Source organism: Burkholderia cepacia ATCC 25416 (assembly GCF_001411495.1).
Taxonomy (GTDB): Bacteria; Pseudomonadota; Gammaproteobacteria; order Burkholderiales; family Burkholderiaceae; genus Burkholderia; species Burkholderia cepacia.
On the sequence record NZ_CP012981.1, the window covers coordinates 1,685,783 to 1,701,332 of the forward strand.

Consider the following 15,550-nt stretch of genomic DNA (forward strand, 5'->3'; position numbering starts at 1 on the left):
CCTTACTGGGCCTGACGCTGCAGGATGTTCGAGAACTCTTCGATGAAGGTCTCGAAGCGGATCGCGAGGCGGTCGATATCGTGCGCGTAGCGGTTGTACGCGACCACTGCCGGAATCGCGGCGAACAGGCCGATCGCGGTGGCGACGAGCGCCTCGGCGATGCCTGGCGCGACGTTCGCGAGCGTGGCCTGCTGCACGTTCGCGAGGCCGCGGAACGAATTCATGATCCCCCAGACCGTGCCGAACAGGCCGATGTACGGGCTGACCGAGCCGACCGACGCGAGGAACGCGAGGTTCGCTTCGAGCACGTCCATTTCACGCTGGAACGACGCGCGCATCGCGCGGCGTGCGCCGTCGAGCACGAGGCCCGGATCGCTGATGCGCTTTTCTTTCGCCTTCAGGAACTCGCGCATGCCCGATTCGAAGATCCGCTCGAGCGCGCCGATCGTGTGGCGGTTGTTGGCTGCGCTCTGGTACAGCGCCTGCAGGTCGCCGCCCGACCAGAAGTCCTTCTCGAAGCGTTCGGTCTGCGCGCGTGCGCGGCGGATCGCGAACCACTTGCGGAAGATGAAGGTCCACGACATCAGCGACAGCAGCAGCAGCAGCCCCATCACGGCCTGGGCCAGCACGCTCGCGTTGAGGACGAGGGAAATGATCGACAGGTCTTGAGAAGTGTTCATAGAGGTTTGAGTAACGTCCCTTCGGGGCGCCCGGTATGCGTGCGGCGCGGCGCGCCGGCCATGCCTGGCGCCGAACCTTGCTTAGTATCGAATCAGAAAGGCAAGTTCATAGGCTGTGTCTAAACGGCGCTCATGCGAGCTTCGTTGACAGTGCAGTCTGTCCGTCGTCGATGACGGGCCCGCGTTCCAGCGCGTCGAGCACGGCCGGCGGGATCGCCGCGGGCCGGATGCCGGTACGGTCGACGCAACCGAGGCGGATGTGCCCGGCCACGAGCAGCGTGTCTCCACACCAGGCTTCCTGCGTGAACTCCACCGATGCGCGGCCGATGCGTCCGGGCCGGCTCGTGATCGCGAGGGTGTCGTCGAGTCGCGCCGGTGCGCGGTAGTCGAGCGACGTGCTGCGGACGACGAAGATCGCACCGGTCTCGTCGGCGAGCCGACGCTGGTCGATGCCGCATGCGCGCAGCCACTCGGTGCGAGCGCGTTCGAAGAACTTCAGGTAGTTGGCATAGAAGACGATGCCGCCTGCGTCGGTATCCTCGTAGTACACGCGCACCGGCCAGATGAAGCCGGAGGGCGCTTCCGGGGAGCGGGTAGGCTGGGTCATGGCGCGCATTCTACCGGAAGGCAGGAGCCTGATTCGTAACCGATTCGTAACGGAATGTAGTATGCGGTAGCACACTGCTGGCCGGCCCGAAGGGGCCGGCCAGCGGGGCTTCAGCCGCGGTGGACGGTCGGGCCGCCGGGTGCTTGCGCGATCGGCATCAGCTCGATCGTGTTGACGTTGACATGCGCCGGGCGCGTCGCGATCCAGTAGATCGTGTCGGCGATGTCCTCGGGCATGAGCGGCTGGACGTTGTTGTAGACGTTCGCCGCTTTTTCGTTGTCGCCGCGATAACGAACGTTCGAGAATTCGGTGCCGCCGCACAGGCCGGGCTCGACGTCGGTGACGCGCAACGGCGTGCCGAGCAGGTCGGCGCGCAGGTTCAGGCTGAATTGTCTGACGAAAGCCTTGGTCGCCCCGTAGACGTTTCCGCCAGCATAAGGGTACGAACCCGCGACCGAGCCAAGATTGAAGATATGGCCGCGGCCGCGCTCGATCATGCCGGGCAGCAGCGCGTGCGTGACCGTGACGAGGCCCGTGCAGTTCGTGTCGATCATCGTGTGCCATTCGTCGAGGCTGGCCTTTTGGGCCGGCTCGACGCCGAGCGCGAGGCCGGCGTTGTTGACGAGCACGTCGATCGCCGCGAATTCGGCGGGAAGGGCGGCCGGTACGGCCTCGACGGCCGCGCGATCGCGTACGTCGAGCTCGAGCGGCAGAAGGGAGTCGCCGAGTTCGGCGGCGAGCGCATCGAGACGATCCTTGCGACGCGCGGTCGCGACGACGCGGTGGCCTCCGTTGACAAAGGCACGGGCGATGGCGGCGCCGAAGCCGGCGGACGCGCCTGTGACGAACACGATCATTGCTGCTCCTGGTCGAAGACAAAATAGCGGGTGATATCCCGCAAGCCTACTGAGAATGCCGCACCGCGGCAAGGCGGCAAAGCGTTCCGGCACGGGCGCGTAGAGTCTGGCCCCAATTGCTCCGGGCGCACCGCCGTGCGGTTGCCTATTCATGACGCATCCAATACACTAACGCGCTCATCACCCCTGCGTGACTGGCGATAGAACCCTTCGGGTTCAAGGTGGAGCATCCCACCGTGAAGCGCGGGGCGCCGTTTTTGCCGTTCGCCTGGGCAGCCGTTGTGCGCCGTCGCGTGCATCGCCGGTGGCTGTCCTGCCTCGCGTCATACGGATTCCTCCGCCACGTCGAGCTGGTCCCGCCAGCAGCGCACCGTACTCGGCCACTTCGGTCAACCTGTACACACTTAACGGAAACCGTATGTTTGACAGAGCCCAAAGCACCATCGCGAACGTCGATCCCGAAATCTTTGCTGCGATCGAGCAGGAAAACCGCCGCCAGGAAGATCACATCGAGCTGATCGCGTCGGAAAACTACACGAGCCCGGCGGTGATGGCCGCGCAGGGTTCGCAGCTCACGAACAAGTACGCGGAAGGCTATCCGGGCAAGCGTTACTACGGCGGCTGCGAATACGTGGACGTGGTCGAGCAGCTGGCGATCGATCGCGTGAAGCAGCTGTTCGGCGCGGAAGCGGCGAACGTGCAGCCTAACTCGGGTTCGCAGGCGAACCAGGGCGTGTTCTTCGCGATGCTCAAGCCGGGCGACACGATCATGGGCATGAGCCTCGCGCACGGCGGCCACCTGACGCACGGCTCGCCGGTGAACATGTCGGGCAAGTGGTTCAACGTGGTGAGCTACGGCCTGAACGAGAACGAAGATATCGATTACGAAGCGGCAGAGAAGCTTGCGCAGGAACACAAGCCGAAGCTGATCGTCGCGGGCGCGTCGGCATTCTCGCTGAAGATCGATTTCGAGCGTCTGGCGAAGATCGCGAAGTCGGTCGGTGCGTACCTGATGGTCGACATGGCGCACTACGCCGGCCTGATCGCGGCGGGCGTGTACCCGAACCCGGTGCCGCACGCGGACTTCGTGACGACGACGACGCACAAGAGCCTGCGCGGCCCGCGCGGCGGCGTGATCCTGATGAAGGCGGAGTACGAGAAGCCGATCAATTCGGCGATCTTCCCGGGGATCCAGGGCGGCCCGCTGATGCACGTGATCGCGGGCAAGGCGGTGGCGTTCAAGGAAGCCCTGTCGCCGGAATTCAAGGCGTACCAGGAGAAGGTGGTCGAGAACGCACGCGTGCTGGCTGAAACGCTGGTGAAGCGCGGCCTTCGCATCGTGTCGGGCCGCACCGAAAGCCACGTGATGCTGGTCGACCTGCGCGCGAAGAACATCACGGGCAAGGCAGCGGAAGCCGCGCTCGGCGCCGCGCACATCACGGTCAACAAGAACGCGATCCCGAACGATCCGGAAAAGCCGTTCGTGACGAGCGGCGTGCGCCTGGGCTCGCCGGCGATGACGACGCGCGGGTTCGGTCCGGCGGAAGCGGAACAGGTGGGCAACCTGATCGCTGACGTGCTGGAAAACCCGGAAGATGCAGCGACGATCGAGCGCGTGCGCGCGCAGGTCGCCGAGCTGACCAAGCGTTTCCCGGTCTATCGCTGATCGACGATGCGCTGCCCGTTCTGCCGGCATGACGACACGCAGGTCGTGGACTCGCGCGTGTCCGAAGATGGCGCCGCGATCCGGCGGCGCCGTCGCTGCTCGGCTTGCGACAAGCGCTTCACGACGTACGAGCGGGTCGAGCTGTCCCTGCCGTTCGTCGTGAAGAAGGACGGCAGCCGCACGGAATTCGACCGTCGCAAGATCGTCGCCAGCATGCAACTCGCGCTGCGCAAGCGGCCGGTTGCTGCCGACGCGATCGACGCGGCGGTCGCCCGCATCGAGTATCAACTGCTCGCGACAGGCGAGCGCGAAGTGCGTAGCGAGAAGCTCGGCGAACTCGTGATGAACGAGTTGCGCGGCCTCGATACGATCGCTTATGTCCGCTTCGCATCGGTGTATCGCCGGTTCGAGGACGTTTCCGAATTTGCCGACGTGATCGAAGAGTTCCGTCGCGCCTCTCCCGCCAAGACTCCGCGTAAGCGCTGACGCGCTGCGTCCGTTCATCGTCTTCTCCGTTGGATCAGTTTGCGCCGATTGTGTCGGTCGCGATCGCATGCCGCCAGTCGGCCGTTCGGCAAATGGCGCGCGTCCGCACGCGTCGCTACAGTCGTCGCATCACCTTGGCGAAGGACGGCTGCGATGGGACTGCACGCTTTACCCCTGAAAAATGTGTTGCGCCGCTCGGGCGGGTTCACGCTCGTCGAGCTGATGGTCGCGCTCTCGCTGGCGGCCGGGCTCGCGCTCCATGCGGCGCCCGCGTTCGATCAGTGGCGCATGCGTGAACGTGTGGATGCACGCTCGCGCGCGCTGCTCGGCGCGCTGTCGTTTGCACGTACCGAGGCGATGCGCCTCGGCGTGCGTGTCACGCTGTGCAGGGCCGGGAGCGGCGGCGCCTGTTTGCGTGCGGGTGAACGGTGCGATCCGGCCGAATGGTCGTGCGACTGGATCGTCAGCGGGCAGGTCGACGGGCAGTCACGCGTGCTGAGGCGCTATCCGCGCGATGCCGAAGTGGCCGTCGCGGGTGCGGCGCACGATCTCGCGTTTGCGCCGCCGGTCGGTCAGGCAATCGGTGGTATCCGGCGGTTCGAATTGAGTCCACGACGCGACGTATCGGAGGCTGACGCCACACGTGCGTCGCGTTGCGTGCGGATTGCGGCAGGCGGCCGGGCGCGGGTTGTCGCCGGCCGCTGCGACGCGGCGTGAGTGTCATGATGCGCAACGCAATGCGCGGCACGTCGTTGCTCGAAGCGATGCTGGCCGTCGCGCTCCTCGCGGCCGTAATGCTGGCCGTGGCGGGCAGCCAGCTTGCGATGGCGCGTGCGCAGCGCGCGACGATCTGGCGTGAGCGCGCGCTGTGGCTGGCTGATGCGCGTATCGAGCGCTTGCACGTAGCCGCGCAGGCTGACGATGGCCTCGCGGCGCGGGCCGCGGCGTCGCTGCCGGGCGGCGAGATGATGCGTGGCGATGGGCCGGATGGCGCCAGCTACGCGGTTGTCGGCTGGCGCGGCGGTCATTCGGCTACCGGGCCGCGATGCGATGCGACGGGCAGGCCGGCGCAGCCGCCTTCTTGCGTCCGGATTCCGTATCGGGAGACTGACGCCGATGAACGCTGATCGCCGCATGTGTGCGCATACGCTGCTTGAAGTATTGATTGCGATGACCGTCGGTCTGCTCGTGCTCGCGGCGGCCGTTGCGCTGCTCCACGCGCAGCGCATCGCCCAGCGGCGTGCGGACGACGGGTTCCGGATGCGCGATGCGGCCGGCACCGCACTGATGCTGATCGGCCAGCAGATCCAGATGGCAGGATTCCGGCCGCTCGATGCAGGGGGCGTGTCGTCGTTGCCGCCGGTGTTCGGCTGTTCGATGGCGCGTGTGAGGGGAAGTGGCGCGGAAGTACGGTGCGAGCCCGTGCGCGCTGCATCGGACGCGCTGCTGATCCGGTATGTCGGCGACGCCGTGTCGACGTGGCCCACCGTTAGCGGCCAGGTGCCGGATTGCCTCGGGCAGGGTATTGGCGGGGCCGGCGAACGTGCGCCGGTGGAGAACCGCTTCGATGTGCACGTTAGTCCGTCGACGGGCGAGCCCGAACTGTATTGCGAAGGAAACGGCCGTCCGGGCACGCCACAGCCGGTCGTGTCGGGAATCGATCAGTTGCGGGTGCGCTATCTTCGTCGCGACGGCACGCAGTTCGTCGATGCCGATGCCATGCGCGTCGACGACTGGCACGAGGTCGTGGCCGTGCATGTCTGCGTGCGGGCGCGCGGTGACCCGTCGGGCGAGCCGGCGCGGCACGTCGACTGCGATGGCCGCACCGTCGTTGCACAAGACGGCCGCGCGCGCATGACGCTCGATCGCATCGTCGCATTGAGGAATGTCGCGGGCGCGTTCGACGATCCACCGCGCGATGCAACGGATGACCGCGAGGTGCTGCGATGAACGGAGCGGGGCGGCACGTGCCGCAGCGGTCGGCATGCGTCGCGGCAGGCAACCCGCACGAGCGTGTCGCGACAAGTGGCGAAGACCTGCGGCGGGCTTCGGGTGCGGAGGCCCTGGCGTCGAGACGGCGAGCGTTGCACATGCGCTTGCGGTCAACCATCTGCGATCGGCGTCGCGAAGCGGGCCTTGCATTGCCTGCGGTGATCGCGGTCGGCGCGGCGGTTGCGGCGCTGACCGGCACGTGGTTCGAAGCTGCACTGACGGAATCGCGCCGCACGCGCGCGTTGTCCGATCGGCTGGTCGCATTTCACGCGGCCGATGCCGCGCTTGCCGCGTGCACCGCGCGATTGCGCCGGGGCTCGGCGCCCTACGTAAGCGAAGGCGAGTCGCACGCGGAGCCCGACGCGTGGCGGCGCACGCCGGCGCTGGCGGCGGCCGAAGCGTTCGCGCCGTTCGCAGGATGGCCGGCGGTCGTGCAACCGCCACGATGCCTGATCGAAGCGTGGCGTGGGGCCGGGCCGGCCGATGCCCGTGCGTACGTGGTCACCGCGCGCGGTGTCGGTGCGCATGCATCGAGCGCCGTCTGGCTGCAGCATCAGGTCGCGATCCGCGACGGATACATCGTCGCCTTGCGCTGGCGTCACGTCGCGACGGTGCTTCGATGAGCGGTCGCCTATCCGTGCGACGCTCGGCGGGATTCACGCTGATCGAGCTGATGATCGTGCTCGCGATCGTCGCGGTGCTGGCCGGATGGGGCATCCCGTCGTATCGCGAGCATGTGGCGCGCGCTCATCGCGCATCGGCAGTCGCCGCGCTGTACCGGGCGGCCCAATATCTCGAAACACTGGAGGGGGTGCCGCCTTCGGCATTGCCCACGGCGCTCGCGCAAGCGCCGCCGGACGGGCGCGCGGTCTATCGTCTGGCGCTCCGGCGGCCGGACGGCGACGATTCGCCCGTGAGCTATGAGCTGGAAGCCATCCCGCTCGACACCGGCCCGATGCACGGCGATGCATGCGGCGCATTCACGCTGCGCTCGGACGGCACGAAGGGCAATGTCCGAAGTGATGCCGTCGACGAACAGGTCGCCGCGTGCTGGGGTGTGCGTTGAGTTCGAATGAAAGGCGCGCCACGGCGGATGGCCGGGCGCGCAGGATGGCGACGATCAGTCGTCGTGCGCATCGAGCCCGCGCTCGTCGCGGGACGCCTTCCAGATCCGGTAGACCTCCCATGCAGCGAAACCGAGGGTGCCCCACTTCAGCGCGGGCCCCGCGCTCGCGCGCAGCAGCGAGCGAACGGGTTTGGCGAGCACGAGCGATGCGAGCGAACTCAGCATCGGATACTGGTTGACGAGCTGGCCGAGGCTTGCGTTCAGGTTCTTGGCGGACTGGCTGAACTTGTTGCTGGACAGGCCGGGGATGAACACCTTGAGCCAGCTGAAGCGCGTGACGGCCTGGCGCATTTCGCCGGCGGCTTCCGCGAGTTCGAGCCGCTCGACTTCGGATCGCAGGATCAGCAGTTCCTTGCGGAGCGCGCGATGCTGCGACGCGCTCCAGTTCGATCGCGACGAATGGGAGCGGGGGGAATTGCCCGTGACGTTCTGGCTCATGGCGCGTCGGCGAAGTAGGTGGGAGGGGTGAGCGCGACTGCGTTCACGGCTTGCCGCGGAACAGTTCGCGGTCTTTCTCGAGTTCGGCGAGCGTCGCCTCGAATACGGTCGGCGCGTCGCGCAGGCCCGAACGGGCTTTCAGTGCGCACGCGATCCCGCCTGCGGCATAGAGCGCGGTGATCGCCGCGAGCGACTGCCAGCGGTAGGTATCCCAGAACGCGATCGCGACGAGTACGGTCAGGCTGATGAGTGCCATCGTCGCGAGCATCATCGCGGCGAGCCCGAGGAACAGCACGCCCATCAGGCGCTCCTTCTCCTCGGCAAGCTCGATGCCCACCAGTTCGAGGCGCGTTTGCAAAAGCCCGATCGCGGAGCCGACGAGGCGGCGCAGCGGTCCTTGGCCGGACGGCTGCGAGGTGGTGTCTGTCGTCATGGGTGAGGTGCGTGCGCGTGCAGTGTGCAGCTAGGACAAAGCCGGCCGGCGGAAACCGCCGGCTGGCTTCGACGCCCGCAGGCCGCGTGAAGCGGCCCGCGGGACGGAACGACGCAGGGCGCGTTACTTGCGGTTGATCAGCAGGCCGATCAGCACGCCGACGCCGGCGGCGACGCCGATCGACGTCCACGGATGCTCGTGCACGTAATCGTCGGTCGCGCGTGCGGCCTTCTTGCCTTTCTCGACCACGACGACCTGGACGTCGGCTGCCTTTTCCTTGGCCTGCTTCAGGCGCGACATGGCTTTCTCGCGCAGCTCGGCCGCACGGTCGCCCGTGCTGCTCGCAGCTTGCTTGAGCAGGTCTTCGGCGTCCGAGAGAACGGTTTTGATATCCGACATCAGTTTCTCCTTGTTGATTTCCGACATTGCAACTCCCTTCATGCTGTCATGCTGTCATGCTGCAGGTTCACATCGTAGCGAAACGCCTGCCTGCTGGCGAGCCGGGAAGACACACGACGGCAGCGCAAGACCGCATGGTAAACGACTTGTAATGATCAACAGAGCGGCAAACGGGGTGAAAAGTTTCCCGCAGGGCTGCCCGCGCTGCACCGACACCGGGCAAAAATGACAAAAAAGTATGAATATCAAACGGAATAATCGTTCGCATGCCCCATTGCTTCCCGTAAGCTGACACACTTTCCCGCGCCGACCCGGGCGCGGTTTCAACCAGCATCGTTCGAGGAGGGAACATCATGAGTCTGCGTCTTGGCGACATCGCACCGGATTTCGAGCAGGAATCGAGCCTGGGCCCGATCAAGTTTCACGAGTGGCTGGGTGACGGCTGGGGTGTCCTGTTCTCCCATCCGGCCGACTACACGCCGGTATGCACGACCGAACTCGGGCTGACCTCGAAGCTGAAGGGCGAATTCGAGAAGCGCAACGTGAAGGTGATCGCGCTGTCGGTCGACGGCGTCGAATCGCACAAGGGCTGGATCAACGACATCAACGAAACGCAGTCGACGGTCGTCGGCTTCCCGATCATCGCCGATGCGGACCGCAAGGTTTCGCAGCTGTACGACATGATCCACCCGAACGCGAACGAAACGCTGACGGTGCGTTCGCTGTTCGTGATCGACCCGAACAAGAAGGTGCGGCTCATCATCACGTATCCGGCCAGCACGGGGCGCAACTTCGACGAAGTGCTGCGCGTGATCGATTCGCTGCAACTGACCGACAACTACAAGGTCGCGACGCCCGGCAACTGGAAGGATGGCGATGATGTCGTGATCGTGCCGTCGCTGCAGGATCCGGAAGAGCTGAAGAAGCGCTTCCCGAAGGGCTTCAAAGCAGTGCGTCCGTATCTGCGCCTCACGCCGCAGCCGAACAAGTAAGCATCTGCGGCACGTGAACGCGTACCGGGCCGCCGGCCCGGAGTGCGTTTCCGATGAAAAACGGCCCGCCCGGCAGTGATGCCGGGCGGGCCGTGTCGTTTATGCGTGCGCGGCGCGGCATGGCTGCCGGGCGCGCCGCATCCGGCCGGTCAGAAGAACGCCTGGATGCCCGTCTGCGCACGGCCGAGGATCAGCGCGTGGATGTCGTGCGTGCCTTCGTACGTGTTGACCACTTCGAGGTTCACGAGGTGGCGCGCGACGCCGAATTCGTCGGAGATGCCGTTGCCGCCGAGCATGTCGCGCGCGAGCCGGGCGATGTCGAGCGCCTTGCCGCACGAGTTGCGCTTCATGATCGACGTGATTTCGACGGCCGCCGTGCCTTCGTCCTTCATCCGGCCGAGGCGCAGCACGCCTTGCAGGCCGAGCGTGATTTCGGTCTGCATGTCCGCGAGCTTCTTCTGGATCAGCTGGTTCGCGGCGAGCGGGCGGCCGAACTGCTGGCGGTCGAGCACGTACTGGCGCGCGGTGTGCCAGCACGATTCGGCGGCGCCCAGCGCGCCCCACGCGATCCCGTAGCGGGCCGAGTTCAGGCACGTGAACGGGCCGCGCAGGCCGCTCACGTTCGGCATCAGGTTCTCTTCCGGTACGAACACCTCGTCGAGGACGATTTCGCCGGTGATCGATGCGCGCAGCCCGACCTTGCCGTGGATCGCGGGCGCCGACAGGCCCTTCCAGCCCTTCTCGAGGATGAAGCCGCGGATCGCGTCCTTGCCGTTCTCCTCGAGCTTCGCCCACACGACGAACACGTCGGCGATCGGCGAGTTCGTGATCCACATCTTCGCGCCGGACAGCGAGTAGCCGCCGGGCACCTTCTTCGCGCGGGTGACCATGCTGCCCGGGTCGGAGCCATGGTTCGGCTCGGTCAGCCCGAAGCAGCCGATCCATTCACCGGTCGCGAGTTTCGGCAGGTATTTCTGCTTCTGCGCGTCGGAGCCGAATTCGTAAATCGGCACCATCACGAGCGACGACTGGACGGACATCATCGACCGGTAGCCCGAATCGACGCGTTCGACTTCGCGCGCGATCAGTCCGTAGCTCACGTAATTGAGGCCGGGGCCGCCGTATTCCTCGGGAATCGTCGGGCCGAGCAGGCCGACTTCGCCCATCTCGCGGAAGATTTCGGCGTCGGTGCGCTCGTGGCGGAACGCCTCGGTGACGCGCGGGGCGAGCTTGTCCTGCGCATACGCCTGCGCCGCGTCGCGCACCATCCGCTCTTCTTCGGTCAGTTGCTGGTCGAGCAGCAGCGGATCGTCCCAATGAAAAGTTGCAGCACTCATCGTCTCATCTCCTGTCGGGCAGAGTTGGCGCTTCAGCGCTTACTCTGGCCCCATGCTTAGCGGTCGGTCCGGTCTTCCAGCCGGGCCCCATGCGAAAAGTTCGCTTGACTGGAGTTCCGCTGTGCGGAACAATGTTTTGCAAATCGAACTCAGTGTAGCACCAGATGACACTTTCAACCATCGACGAAACCACGATTGACGAGCGCAAGTTCGTCGTCGCGCTCGCGCGCGGGCTCGACCTGCTGCGCGCATTCCGGCCCGGCGAGACGATGCTCGGCAACCGCGACTTCGCGGAGCGCACCGGGCTGCCGAAGGCGACCGTGAACCGGCTCGCCTATACGTTGACCGTGCTCGGCTACCTGCGCTACGACGAGACGCTCGGAAAGTATGCGCTCGACGCCGGCGTGCTGTCGCTCGGCTACGCGCTGCTGTCCGGCTCGGGGACGCTCGACCTCGCGCGGCCGCACATGCAGGCGCTCGCGCGCGACATCGGCGCGGCCGTGTCGCTCGGCTGCCGCGACGGGCTCGACATGATCTATCTGGAGACGATCCGCAGCGAGACCGCGCTGACGCTCGGGCTCGCACCCGGTTCGCGGCTGTCGATGCTGACGAGCTCGATGGGGCGCGCGTACCTGGCCGTGCAGCCGGAGGACGTGCGCCGCGCGCTCTATGCGGAGCTGCACCGCGCGGCCGGCGGCGCGGCCGACGCCGATGCGCTCGTCGCCGCCGCGCAGCACGCGGTGGCCGAGTTCTCGGCGGGCGGTTGCTGTTATTCGTTCCGGGCGTGGCACATGGACGTCAACGCGGCGGCCGTGCCGTTTCGCGAGCCGCGCGAGGGGCGCTGGCTGATCCTGAGCTGCAGCGGCCCCGCATCGTCGATGGACGAGGAGGTGTTTCGCACGCAGGTCGGGCCGAAGCTGAAGGCGCTCGCGCAACGGCTCGGGCAGACGGCCTGAGAAATGCAGCGCGCGTTGCCCTCGCACCGCAACCGCGTCGTCGCCGGTGAAGGTGAGGGGGATGGTGACGGCGGGTGGCGGCTGCCGCCGTCTCTTGTGCCGCGCCCGAACCGCGCTCATCATCGATCGCCAGCTTCCCGACGACGAGGTCTGCGATGTCTCACCCGGAATCCATGGAAGGCGGATGCGCGTGCGGCGCAATCCGCTACCGTATCGCCCAAGTCCCGACCGACGCTGGCTTCTGCCACTGCCGGCTCTGCCAGCGCACGACCGGTGCGGCGGTCGTCGCATCGGCATCGGTGCCGATCGACGCGTTCGAATACCTGCAGGGCGAACCGACCGTCTACGCGTCGAGCGCGTGGGGCGAGCGGCGCTTCTGCGGCCGTTGCGGCGCGCAGCTCGAATACCGGCTGATCGACGCGCCGAAAACGGTCGAGATCAATTACGCCACGCTCGATGAGCCGTCGCGGCTACGTCCGGCGTGGCACGTCTGGTATGGGGATCGTTTCCCGGGCATCGAGATCGACGACGATCTGCCCAAGTACGACGATGGCGGAAGCGCGTAGGCGGTAACCGTCTGCCCTGACGGGCAGGCGTCGAGCCGCGGGTCACGCCCGGCCACCCGATCGCTTCATCCTTCTTCAAGCGGCGCCACACCCTCGCCGCGCATCCGGCGCGCCGCTCCCCGCGTGCGCCGGCTACCTCATCCGTTCAGGCCGTCACGACCTTCGCGAACACCGGCCCCTGCATGAACCGCACGTCGTGCTGGCGCAGCAGCTCGCACTGCGTTTCGTCGACGACACCGTCGAAGATCAGCGGAATCCGCACGCGCTGCGCATACGCGACGAGCGCCTTGACCATCCCGTCGCGCAACGCGATGCCCGCATCCATCTTGATGTAGTCGGGGCGCGCCATGTCCGATTCGACCGCGAGGATGCGGCCCGGGTCGGGCAGCTTGTCCGCCACCTTGAAGCCGTGATGCTGATAGCTGCGTGTCAGGTAGCCGAGGAAGGTCTTGTGCGCGACCGCGACCGCCGGCAGCTCGATCACGATCCGCTCGGTCGGCAACCCGAAGCGCTGCAGCACCGACGAGAAATGCTTGCCGTGGTCGTACTTCACGCTCTTCAGCAGGCGTTCGTGCACGCGCAGGAACAACAGCCCGTGGCGCTGGGCGCCGAAGAAATTGATCGCGTGCAGCGCGCGCGACAGGCGGTCGATCGCCACGAGCGTCTGGTCGTCGACGGCCGAGTCGACCGGATCGTGCGGCGCGCCCGTGACGACCGTCACGGCCTGGAAGCCGAGCTCGTCGCCATAGCGCTCGATGGCGTCGGCGAACGACGTCGATTGTGGTGCGCCCGGCATCGTCACGTCGTAGATCGGTTCGTAGGCGCTGCCGAGCGTGCGCTCGGGCAGGTTCGCGCTTGCGGTGCCGCCATCGGCGAGCGCGAGGTGATCCCGCAGGTACGGCAGTTGCCCGGCACGGGCGACCAGCTCGGGAATGGTGGGCGGAATCATCGGCGTAAGAAGGAAAAACGGCGGCCGAACGGGCCGCCTCGTAGCTTGATATTAGCAGTGCCGGCCAAGGTCGGCTCGGCGTTTCACTTATATGGTTATCCCGTCTCCGAGCCTTCGCCTAGGGTTTACGTTGATTTCACTATTCGTAATTGGTTTTACTATTCGTAAATCCAGAATTTGTCGCCGATCAAGAAATGCGGCAGGCGGGCGCCGCGAAACGGCGCCGTTCGCGAATCAACAGGAAGCAAGGAGCGAGACGTGGCGGTTGACAGGAATGGCACGCGGGACGGCGGCGCGGCGCGCCGGCAGGCGACGGGCGGGATGACGGGCGGGATGACGGGCGAGCCGGCGCCCGCCCGGCAGGGTTGAGGGGCGGACGGCGACCATGAGCATCGATTACCAGACGCTGAAGTTCGAATACCGTCCGCGTGCGCAGGACGCGACCGTTCACCCGGTGATCGTCGTCGGCGCGGGCCCGGTGGGTCTCGCGGCGGCGATCGACCTCGCGCAGCAGGGCGTGCCCGTCGTGCTGCTCGACGACGACGACACGCTGTCCACCGGCTCGCGCGCGATCTGCTTCGCGAAGCGCACGCTCGAGATCTTCGACCGGCTCGGCTGCGGCGAGCGCTTCGTCGACAAGGGCGTCAGCTGGCACGTCGGCAAGGTGTTCCTGCAGGACGAGCAGCTGTACGCATTCGACCTGCTGCCCGAGGAAGGGCACGCGCGCCCCGCGTTCATCAATCTGCAGCAGTACTACGTCGAAGGTTATCTGGCCGACCGCGCGTTCGAGCTGCCGAACATCGATATCCGCTGGAAGCACAAGGTGACGGGCATCGAGCAGGCGGCCGAACACGCGGTGCTGACGATCGAGACGCCGGAAGGCATCGCGACGCTGCGCGCGCAGTACGTGATCGCGGCCGACGGCTCGCGCAGCCCGATGCGCACGATGATGGGCCTCGAAAGCCGCGGCCGCACGTTCAAGGACCGCTTCCTGATCGCCGACGTGAAGATGAAGGCGGAGTTTCCGACCGAGCGCTGGTTCTGGTTCGACCCGCCGTTCCACCCCAATCAGTCGGTGCTGCTGCATCGCCAGCCCGACAACGTGTGGCGCATCGACTTCCAGCTCGGCTGGGATGCCGATCCGGTCGCCGAGAAGCAGCCGGAGCGCGTGATCCCGCGCGTGCGCGCGCTGCTCGGGCCGGACGTCGAGTTCGAGCTCGAATGGGTGAGCGTCTATACGTTCCGCTGCCAGCGGATGGATACGTTCCGCCACGGCCGCGTGCTGTTCGCGGGCGACTCCGCGCACGGCGTGTCGCCGTTCGGCGCGCGCGGCGCGAACAGCGGTGTGCAGGATGCCGACAACCTCGCCTGGAAGCTGAAGCTCGTGCTCGACGGCCGTTCGGCCGACAGCCTGCTCGATACGTATGCGAGCGAGCGCGAGTTCGCCGCCGACGAGAACATCCGCAACTCGACGCGCTCGACGGACTTCATCACGCCGAAAAGCCCGGTGTCGCGCGTATTCCGCGACGCGACGCTGAAGCTCGCGCGCGACTGCGAGTTCGCGCGCAAGCTCGTGAACAGCGGCCGCCTGTCGGTGCCGGCGGTGCTGGCCGATTCGCCGCTGAACACGCCGGACCGCAATGGCGACGCATTCGCGGGCGCGATGCGCCCGGGCGCGGCGGCAGCCGATGCGCCGGTGCGTGCGCAGGGCGCGTCGGGCTGGCTGCTCCAGCATCTGGGCAGCGGCTTCACCGGCGTGCTGTTCGGGCTGCCGGGCGATGCGGGCGCGCTCGCGCAGGCGCTCGACGGCCTCGCGCTGCCGGTGCGGCCCGTGCTCGTCGTGCCGGCCGGGCACGCGCAGCCGGTCGCGGGTGTCGACGTCGTGGAGGACGTCGACGGTTTCGCCGCGCAACGCTACGACGCGAAGCCAGGCACGTTCTACCTGCTGCGCCCCGACCAGCATGTCTGCGCCCGCATGCGCACGCTCGAGCGTCAGGCGCTTGCCGACGCACTGGCGCGCGCGACCTGCGCACGCTGAATACGATAAAGACACCGGAGACTCCGTC

General features: G+C 66.8%; 19 protein-coding genes and 1 riboswitch. Of the genes, 11 read left to right on the forward strand and 8 right to left on the reverse strand.

Annotated elements, in window-relative coordinates; translation table 11 throughout:
• Positions 1–2 precede the first annotated feature (2 nt).
• The 3 genes from tolQ to APZ15_RS07645 all read right to left on the reverse strand — a co-directional run bounded on the left by tolQ (position 3) and on the right by APZ15_RS07645 (position 2,144).
• Positions 3–680, reverse strand: coding sequence for a protein TolQ (gene tolQ, locus APZ15_RS07635; protein ID WP_021157170.1), 678 nt, complete (start codon positions 678–680; stop codon positions 3–5).
• 130 nt (positions 681–810) lie between these two features.
• Entirely contained in the window at positions 811–1,296 is a 486-nt protein-coding gene (ybgC, locus tag APZ15_RS07640; protein WP_027788265.1) for a tol-pal system-associated acyl-CoA thioesterase, read from the reverse strand.
• A gap of 101 nt (positions 1,297–1,397) precedes the next feature.
• On the reverse strand, positions 1,398–2,144 hold the full coding sequence (locus APZ15_RS07645; RefSeq protein ID WP_027788264.1) for an SDR family NAD(P)-dependent oxidoreductase: 747 nt from the start codon (positions 2,142–2,144) through the stop codon (positions 1,398–1,400).
• A 180-nt stretch (positions 2,145–2,324) separates the two neighbouring features.
• Positions 2,325–2,425, forward strand: a riboswitch (ZMP/ZTP riboswitch).
• Positions 2,426–2,562: 137 nt separating this feature from the next.
• Here APZ15_RS07645 and glyA point away from each other — a divergent pair.
• The 7 genes from glyA (at position 2,563) to APZ15_RS07680 (ending at position 7,354) form a co-directional block, all read left to right on the forward strand.
• The gene (glyA, locus tag APZ15_RS07650; protein WP_027788263.1) at positions 2,563–3,810 is read left to right on the forward strand and encodes a serine hydroxymethyltransferase; all 1,248 of its coding nucleotides are present in this window, start codon (positions 2,563–2,565) and stop codon (positions 3,808–3,810) included.
• Positions 3,811–3,816: 6 nt separating this feature from the next.
• The gene (nrdR, locus tag APZ15_RS07655; RefSeq protein WP_006476792.1) at positions 3,817–4,296 is read left to right on the forward strand and encodes a transcriptional regulator NrdR; all 480 of its coding nucleotides are present in this window, start codon (positions 3,817–3,819) and stop codon (positions 4,294–4,296) included.
• A gap of 153 nt (positions 4,297–4,449) precedes the next feature.
• Entirely contained in the window at positions 4,450–5,013 is a 564-nt protein-coding gene (locus APZ15_RS07660; RefSeq protein WP_027788262.1) for a GspH/FimT family pseudopilin, read from the forward strand.
• Positions 5,014–5,033: 20 nt separating this feature from the next.
• Positions 5,034–5,423 (forward strand): hypothetical protein, encoded by a 390-nt coding sequence (locus APZ15_RS07665; protein ID WP_172535135.1) that lies wholly within the window; start codon positions 5,034–5,036, stop codon positions 5,421–5,423.
• A complete protein-coding gene (locus APZ15_RS07670; RefSeq protein ID WP_027788260.1) occupies positions 5,413–6,246 on the forward strand; it encodes a PilW family protein in 834 nt (277 codons plus the stop codon). Before APZ15_RS07665 ends, APZ15_RS07670 begins: the two co-directional genes overlap by 11 nt.
• A 140-nt stretch (positions 6,247–6,386) precedes the next feature.
• Positions 6,387–6,911: a hypothetical protein gene (locus tag APZ15_RS07675; protein WP_172535136.1), complete on the forward strand. Its 525-nt coding sequence runs from the start codon at positions 6,387–6,389 to the stop codon at positions 6,909–6,911.
• Complete coding sequence (locus tag APZ15_RS07680) at positions 6,908–7,354, forward strand: type IV pilin protein (RefSeq protein ID WP_027788258.1); 447 nt, start codon at positions 6,908–6,910, stop codon at positions 7,352–7,354. Before APZ15_RS07675 ends, APZ15_RS07680 begins: the two co-directional genes overlap by 4 nt.
• 54 nt (positions 7,355–7,408) lie before the next feature.
• Here the strand turns inward: APZ15_RS07680 and APZ15_RS07685 are convergent, their stop codons facing one another.
• From APZ15_RS07685 to APZ15_RS07695, 3 genes are all read right to left on the reverse strand, one after another.
• Positions 7,409–7,852, reverse strand: coding sequence for a DUF3318 domain-containing protein (locus tag APZ15_RS07685; protein ID WP_027788257.1), 444 nt, complete (start codon positions 7,850–7,852; stop codon positions 7,409–7,411).
• Positions 7,853–7,895: 43 nt separating this feature from the next.
• Positions 7,896–8,285, reverse strand: coding sequence for a phage holin family protein (locus APZ15_RS07690; protein ID WP_021157159.1), 390 nt, complete (start codon positions 8,283–8,285; stop codon positions 7,896–7,898).
• A 123-nt stretch (positions 8,286–8,408) separates the two neighbouring features.
• Complete coding sequence (locus tag APZ15_RS07695; RefSeq protein ID WP_006494044.1) at positions 8,409–8,711, reverse strand: ElaB/YgaM/YqjD family protein; 303 nt, start codon at positions 8,709–8,711, stop codon at positions 8,409–8,411.
• A gap of 326 nt (positions 8,712–9,037) precedes the next feature.
• On the opposite strand from APZ15_RS07695, the gene APZ15_RS07700 reads away from it, so the two are divergent.
• Positions 9,038–9,676 carry a peroxiredoxin gene (locus APZ15_RS07700; protein ID WP_021157158.1) on the forward strand — a complete coding sequence of 213 codons (639 nt, stop codon included), beginning with the start codon at positions 9,038–9,040 and terminating at the stop codon, positions 9,674–9,676.
• A gap of 149 nt (positions 9,677–9,825) precedes the next feature.
• On the opposite strand, the gene APZ15_RS07705 is transcribed toward APZ15_RS07700, so the two are convergent.
• A complete protein-coding gene (locus tag APZ15_RS07705; protein ID WP_021157157.1) occupies positions 9,826–11,013 on the reverse strand; it encodes an acyl-CoA dehydrogenase in 1,188 nt (395 codons plus the stop codon).
• A 164-nt stretch (positions 11,014–11,177) separates the two neighbouring features.
• On the opposite strand from APZ15_RS07705, the gene APZ15_RS07710 reads away from it, so the two are divergent.
• Together APZ15_RS07710 and APZ15_RS07715 are read left to right on the forward strand one after the other, a co-directional pair.
• A complete protein-coding gene (locus APZ15_RS07710) occupies positions 11,178–11,969 on the forward strand; it encodes an IclR family transcriptional regulator (RefSeq protein WP_027788256.1) in 792 nt (263 codons plus the stop codon).
• A gap of 155 nt (positions 11,970–12,124) precedes the next feature.
• Positions 12,125–12,535, forward strand: coding sequence for a GFA family protein (locus APZ15_RS07715; RefSeq protein WP_027788255.1), 411 nt, complete (start codon positions 12,125–12,127; stop codon positions 12,533–12,535).
• A 145-nt stretch (positions 12,536–12,680) separates the two neighbouring features.
• Here the strand turns inward: APZ15_RS07715 and APZ15_RS07720 are convergent, their stop codons facing one another.
• On the reverse strand, positions 12,681–13,484 hold the full coding sequence (locus APZ15_RS07720; RefSeq protein ID WP_027788254.1) for an EAL domain-containing protein: 804 nt from the start codon (positions 13,482–13,484) through the stop codon (positions 12,681–12,683).
• A gap of 385 nt (positions 13,485–13,869) precedes the next feature.
• On the opposite strand from APZ15_RS07720, the gene APZ15_RS07725 reads away from it, so the two are divergent.
• Positions 13,870–15,522 carry an FAD-dependent oxidoreductase gene (locus APZ15_RS07725; RefSeq protein ID WP_027788253.1) on the forward strand — a complete coding sequence of 551 codons (1,653 nt, stop codon included), beginning with the start codon at positions 13,870–13,872 and terminating at the stop codon, positions 15,520–15,522.
• Positions 15,523–15,550: the final 28 nt, after the last annotated feature.

What these genes read in the sequence shown, in the direction of transcription:
- tolQ (WP_021157170.1), bottom strand. Translation starts at nt 680, where the DNA reads ATGAACACTTCTCAAGACCTGTCGATCATTTCCCTCGTCCTCAACGCG.
- APZ15_RS07680 (WP_027788258.1), top strand. Translation starts at nt 6,908, where the DNA reads ATGAGCGGTCGCCTATCCGTGCGACGCTCGGCGGGATTCACGCTGATC.
- APZ15_RS07675 (WP_172535136.1), top strand. Translation starts at nt 6,387, where the DNA reads ATGCGCTTGCGGTCAACCATCTGCGATCGGCGTCGCGAAGCGGGCCTT.
- APZ15_RS07690 (WP_021157159.1), bottom strand. Translation starts at nt 8,285, where the DNA reads ATGACGACAGACACCACCTCGCAGCCGTCCGGCCAAGGACCGCTGCGC.
- APZ15_RS07685 (WP_027788257.1), bottom strand. Translation starts at nt 7,852, where the DNA reads ATGAGCCAGAACGTCACGGGCAATTCCCCCCGCTCCCATTCGTCGCGA.
- APZ15_RS07705 (WP_021157157.1), bottom strand. Translation starts at nt 11,013, where the DNA reads ATGAGTGCTGCAACTTTTCATTGGGACGATCCGCTGCTGCTCGACCAG.
- APZ15_RS07660 (WP_027788262.1), top strand. Translation starts at nt 4,450, where the DNA reads ATGGGACTGCACGCTTTACCCCTGAAAAATGTGTTGCGCCGCTCGGGC.
- nrdR (WP_006476792.1), top strand. Translation starts at nt 3,817, where the DNA reads ATGCGCTGCCCGTTCTGCCGGCATGACGACACGCAGGTCGTGGACTCG.
- APZ15_RS07700 (WP_021157158.1), top strand. Translation starts at nt 9,038, where the DNA reads ATGAGTCTGCGTCTTGGCGACATCGCACCGGATTTCGAGCAGGAATCG.
- APZ15_RS07645 (WP_027788264.1), bottom strand. Translation starts at nt 2,144, where the DNA reads ATGATCGTGTTCGTCACAGGCGCGTCCGCCGGCTTCGGCGCCGCCATC.
- APZ15_RS07710 (WP_027788256.1), top strand. Translation starts at nt 11,178, where the DNA reads ATGACACTTTCAACCATCGACGAAACCACGATTGACGAGCGCAAGTTC.
- APZ15_RS07725 (WP_027788253.1), top strand. Translation starts at nt 13,870, where the DNA reads ATGAGCATCGATTACCAGACGCTGAAGTTCGAATACCGTCCGCGTGCG.
- ybgC (WP_027788265.1), bottom strand. Translation starts at nt 1,296, where the DNA reads ATGCGCGCCATGACCCAGCCTACCCGCTCCCCGGAAGCGCCCTCCGGC.
- APZ15_RS07665 (WP_172535135.1), top strand. Translation starts at nt 5,034, where the DNA reads ATGCGCGGCACGTCGTTGCTCGAAGCGATGCTGGCCGTCGCGCTCCTC.
- APZ15_RS07715 (WP_027788255.1), top strand. Translation starts at nt 12,125, where the DNA reads ATGTCTCACCCGGAATCCATGGAAGGCGGATGCGCGTGCGGCGCAATC.
- glyA (WP_027788263.1), top strand. Translation starts at nt 2,563, where the DNA reads ATGTTTGACAGAGCCCAAAGCACCATCGCGAACGTCGATCCCGAAATC.
- APZ15_RS07720 (WP_027788254.1), bottom strand. Translation starts at nt 13,484, where the DNA reads ATGATTCCGCCCACCATTCCCGAGCTGGTCGCCCGTGCCGGGCAACTG.
- APZ15_RS07695 (WP_006494044.1), bottom strand. Translation starts at nt 8,711, where the DNA reads ATGTCGGAAATCAACAAGGAGAAACTGATGTCGGATATCAAAACCGTT.
- APZ15_RS07670 (WP_027788260.1), top strand. Translation starts at nt 5,413, where the DNA reads ATGAACGCTGATCGCCGCATGTGTGCGCATACGCTGCTTGAAGTATTG.